5 protein-coding genes are annotated in these 3,990 nt (G+C 58.7%); 2 read left to right on the plus strand and 3 right to left on the minus strand.

Going from position 1 to position 3,990, the window contains the following annotated elements; all coding sequences use genetic code 11:
- Positions 1-79: 79 nt before the first annotated feature.
- Both WA989_RS18330 and WA989_RS18335 read right to left on the minus strand, forming a co-directional pair.
- On the minus strand, positions 80-751 hold the full coding sequence (locus tag WA989_RS18330; protein ID WP_424341911.1) for a nitroreductase: 672 nt from the start codon (positions 749-751) through the stop codon (positions 80-82).
- Positions 752-889: 138 nt separating this feature from the next.
- A complete protein-coding gene (locus WA989_RS18335) occupies positions 890-1,573 on the minus strand; it encodes a YSC84-related protein (RefSeq protein ID WP_424341912.1) in 684 nt (227 codons plus the stop codon).
- 172 nt (positions 1,574-1,745) lie between these two features.
- Here WA989_RS18335 and WA989_RS18340 point away from each other — a divergent pair, with 172 nt between their 5' ends.
- Positions 1,746-3,008: a SulP family inorganic anion transporter gene (locus tag WA989_RS18340; protein ID WP_424341913.1), complete on the plus strand. Its 1,263-nt coding sequence runs from the start codon at positions 1,746-1,748 to the stop codon at positions 3,006-3,008.
- 9 nt (positions 3,009-3,017) lie between these two features.
- On the opposite strand, the gene erpA is transcribed toward WA989_RS18340, so the two are convergent.
- Positions 3,018-3,344, minus strand: a complete 327-nt coding sequence (gene erpA / locus WA989_RS18345) for an iron-sulfur cluster insertion protein ErpA (protein ID WP_424341914.1) — start codon at positions 3,342-3,344, stop codon at positions 3,018-3,020.
- Between erpA and dgt the strand changes: the two genes are divergently transcribed.
- Positions 3,343-3,990, plus strand: a 648-nt coding sequence (gene dgt, locus WA989_RS18350; RefSeq protein WP_424341915.1) for a dGTP triphosphohydrolase, incomplete at its 3' end; no start/stop codon positions are given. The genes erpA and dgt overlap by 2 nt on opposite strands.

Below are 3,990 nucleotides of genomic sequence, written 5' to 3' on the forward strand. Positions count from 1 at the left end.
GTCATGATCTCTCTCCTCGTCGTCATGGAAGACGAAGCTGAGCGTGATCTGAGGCGCGATTAAGGCGGGCGTCGGGCTTTTAGAAGCCTTTCAGCTCGGCGAATTCTTCCAGCGGGGCCCGCTCGGCGCGAAGAGAGTTAACCGGGTGGTCCGCGTCTGGGTAGCCGACGGCCATGCCGCAATACACCATCTCGCTCTCAGCAAGCTCGAAATGATCCTTCAGCGTGTCCCGCAGCATGCCCCAGCATTCCTGCATGCACGTGCCCCAGCCGCGCTCCTCTGCGAGTAACGCAAGCGTCTGCATGAACATGCCCGTATGCGCCCATTGGCCATGGCCCATCCGCTCATCGATGATGAAAAACACAGCCACCGGCGCGTCGAAGAATCGGAAGTTGCGCGCAAACCATTGAAGCCGTGCTGGCCGGTCATCCTTTGGAATGCCCAGCGTCTCATACATCATCTCGCCTACCTTGCGGCGGCGCGCTTCGTGCGGCTCCCAGAGGTCTTTTGGATAGATCGGCCGGTCTGTTTTCTCCCCGCGCGGGTTTCTCGCGAGTGTGGCCTGGGCAAGGTCGATTACGGCCTGCTTGGCGTCACCAGCAAGCGCGATCACTCGCCAAGGCTGAAGATTGCCGCCGGATGGCGCGCGCTGAGCTGTCTCCAGCCAGTCCCGGAGTTCAGCGTATGAGATCGGCTTGTCGAGAAAGGCGCGCGTCGAGATGCGCTGATTGATGGCCTCGGTAACGTCCATGTCCTGAATCTCCCACTTTCAATGCGGTTTAGAAGGTCGACCTCAGGGAAGGGAAGGCCTGAACGCTTTCTGGTTCGCAAAAAAGAAGGCGCCCGCATAAGGCGCCTTCCAATGGTGTTTTGGCTAGGAGGGGAAATCCTAGTTCATTTCGTCGTCGTCATAGACTTCGATATCGGCTTCATCGACATCGTCATCATCGCCCCAGTCATTCTCATCGACATCACGATCGACGGGCTCAAAGTCGTCTTCATAGTCGTAATCATCATCTTCCCAGATGCGCAGCGCACTTACGCTGAGCTCTGCATTCAGACCTTCGGCTTCGATGATGTAAATGCGCGGGTCACCTGTAGCGGCCATCGCATTAGCATCAGCGTTAACCACGGTCGCACCGGCGGCGGCGCCAACTTCCCATTCGTCGCCATCCATCAATTCATCGAGCGATTCCTGTTCACGGAAGACCCAGACCATGGATGACTCGTCGATGCCCGCCTGAAAGCCGACAGAGGCTTTGCCGATATCATATTTGCCTCGTATCTCGTCATCGACGAAGAGGAGGCCTTCACCGCCAGCGCCGCCAATAATAAGGTCGGCTTTCCAGACTTCCGGGAAAACCAGCACGCCTGCTGCAGCATCAATATCGGCTGCGCACGTGTCGGCGATGTCGCGGCACTGGTTGAGCGTCAGCATGGCTTCCTGCTTCAGCTCCATGTGGTCATCATCGCCGTCCTCGTGGTGCTCGGCCTGGGCCGGCAGACCGGCAAAGATCATGGCTGCACCCGCTGCGAGTGCGGAATTTCGGAGTAGTGTTTTCGATAGGGTCATGGCGTTCTGCCTCCTTGAACTTGCGTTCGCTATGGACCCGATTGCCCATAGACTGGTGTGGCAGAATAATTCGCAACACGCCGTGCGTGTTCCGACTGCACGCCAAAAAAATGCAGGATGGTTGTCAGGTCGCAGTGCGTATTCATTGCGGTGATGATAAAGGCCGAACTCCATGCGCAAGCCTAAAATACTGACGACATCACGCGACTATTCTGGGCGCTTATTCCTGTCCGATCTCCTCGCCGGAATTACCGTGGCAATGGTGGCCATGCCGCTGAGCCTGGCAATTGCAATTGCGTCGGGCGCGGACCCGGCAGCTGGACTGGTAACCGCGATCGTGGCTGGGTTTATGATCTCGCTTCTCGGCGGGTCGCGCGTGCAGATCGGTGGGCCGACCGGCGCTTTCATCGTCGTGGTCTTCGGCGTTATCGCAGACCATGGTTATGACGGGCTTGTTCTCGCGACCTTCATGGCGGGGTTCATTCTGCTGATTGCTGGCTATTTCAGAGCGGGTCGATTGATCGCCTTTGTCCCTGAAGCGGTGGTCAACGGTTTCACGATCGGCATCGCGATCGTCATCGCGACGAGCCAGATTGGTGATTTTTTCGGGCTGTCTCCGGGGGCAGTGCCAGCGGACTTTGTCGAGAAGCTACCTGCACTCTGGGACGCGCGCGACACAGCCGGCCTGCCGGCCGTAGCGATTGCGGCCGTGACGCTTGTCTTGATCGTGGTTCTCAGGAAAGCTGCACCGAAATATCCGGGGTTGATCGTGGCGGTTGGTTTTGGTTCAGCGCTGGTCGGGGTCTTGAATCTGCCTGTGGAGACACTCTACTCGCGCTTTGGCGCGCTGCCGAACCATCTGCCCATGCCCCATCTGCCCGAGATCAGTTGGGACCGACTGGTTGAACTTCTGCCCTCAGCGATCACCATCGCCTTTCTTGCGGGCGTCGAGTCGCTCCTCTCCGCTATGGTCGCCGACCGGATGATAGGCGGGCACCATCGCCCGAATGCCGAGCTGACCGCGCAAGGGGCGGCGAACATCGCATCGTCTCTCTTTGGAGGTCTGCCGGCGACCGGCGCGATTGCGCGCACGGCAACCAATGTGCGGGCAGGCGGGAAAACGCCCGTCGCCGGTATCGTGCACGCGCTGGTCATCCTGCTGATTCTGATGCTTGCAGCTACGCTGGCAGGCTATCTCGCGATGCCGGCGCTCGCCGCGCTTCTGGTCATGACGGCGTGGAATATGAGCGAGCCGCATAAATGGGGGGTGTATGCTCAGGCGCCGATCAGCGACCGGGCGCTTCTTCTTCTCACCATGGTGCTGACCGTGCTGGTTGACCTGACGGTTGCGATTGGTGTCGGCGTTGCCATTGGTCTCGCCCTGCGGCTTAGTCAGCGTGAGACGGAGACCGATTGGAAAACGCCGAAGCGTTAGGCCGAGCCCTTAAAGCGAAAAGCTTGTCCCGCAGCCGCATGCGGCCGTGGCGTTCGGATTATTGATCTTGAAGGCTGCGCCAATCAGCTCGGTCGAGAAATCAATTTCCGAACCGCGCATGAATTCCATACTCATCTCGTCGATCAGCACCGTGGCACCGTCGCGCTCGACCACAATGTCGTCGTCATTCTTGGTATCGTCGAGATCGAATTTGTAGGAAAAGCCCGAGCAGCCACCGCCTTCAACGGACACGCGAAGGAAGTCTTTGTCAGACTGTTTCGCCAGAATCGCCGTAATGCGCTTGGCAGCTGAGGAAGAGAGAGTGACATCGGTCATGGCCAACAAGATAGGAAAGCCTGCGCTTCCAGAAAAGAGAGCAGTGTTTGCGACACTGTGGGAATCGTCTCGCGGCCGCTTCCATGATGAGCCGGATTCTGCAACACGCACGCCATTTCAGCGCGATCGAGACCGGATTATACATTCCTCCGGTTTTCGCCGTCTGAAACAGAAAACGCAGGTTTTCGTCGCCCATGAGGGCGATCATTACCGCACGCGGCTCACTCATTCGCTTGAGGTGGCGCAGATTGCGCGCTCGGTTGCCCGCCGCCTCGGCGTTGACGAGGATCTTGCTGAAGCGATGGCGCTCGCCCACGATCTCGGCCACCCGCCATTCGGGCATGCAGGCGAAGATCAGCTGGATGCCAGCATGCAGGACTATGAGGGTTTCGACCACAATGCGCAGACCTTGCGTGTCGTCACGCGGCTTGAGCAGAGATATCCGAGTTTCGATGGCCTGAACCTGACCTGGGAGATGCTGGAAGGCCTGGTCAAGCATAATGGGCCGCTGATGACACCCGATACGCCGCTTCAGGCGCTGCCTGCAGCCTTCCGTGACTTCCCTTATCTGGAAAAGCTCGAACTGGACCAGTATGCCGGTCCGGAAGCGCAGATCGCGGCGCTCGCCGATGATATTGCCTACAAC

This window comes from Henriciella sp., assembly GCF_049649345.1.
Taxonomy (GTDB): Bacteria; Pseudomonadota; Alphaproteobacteria; order Caulobacterales; family Hyphomonadaceae; genus Henriciella.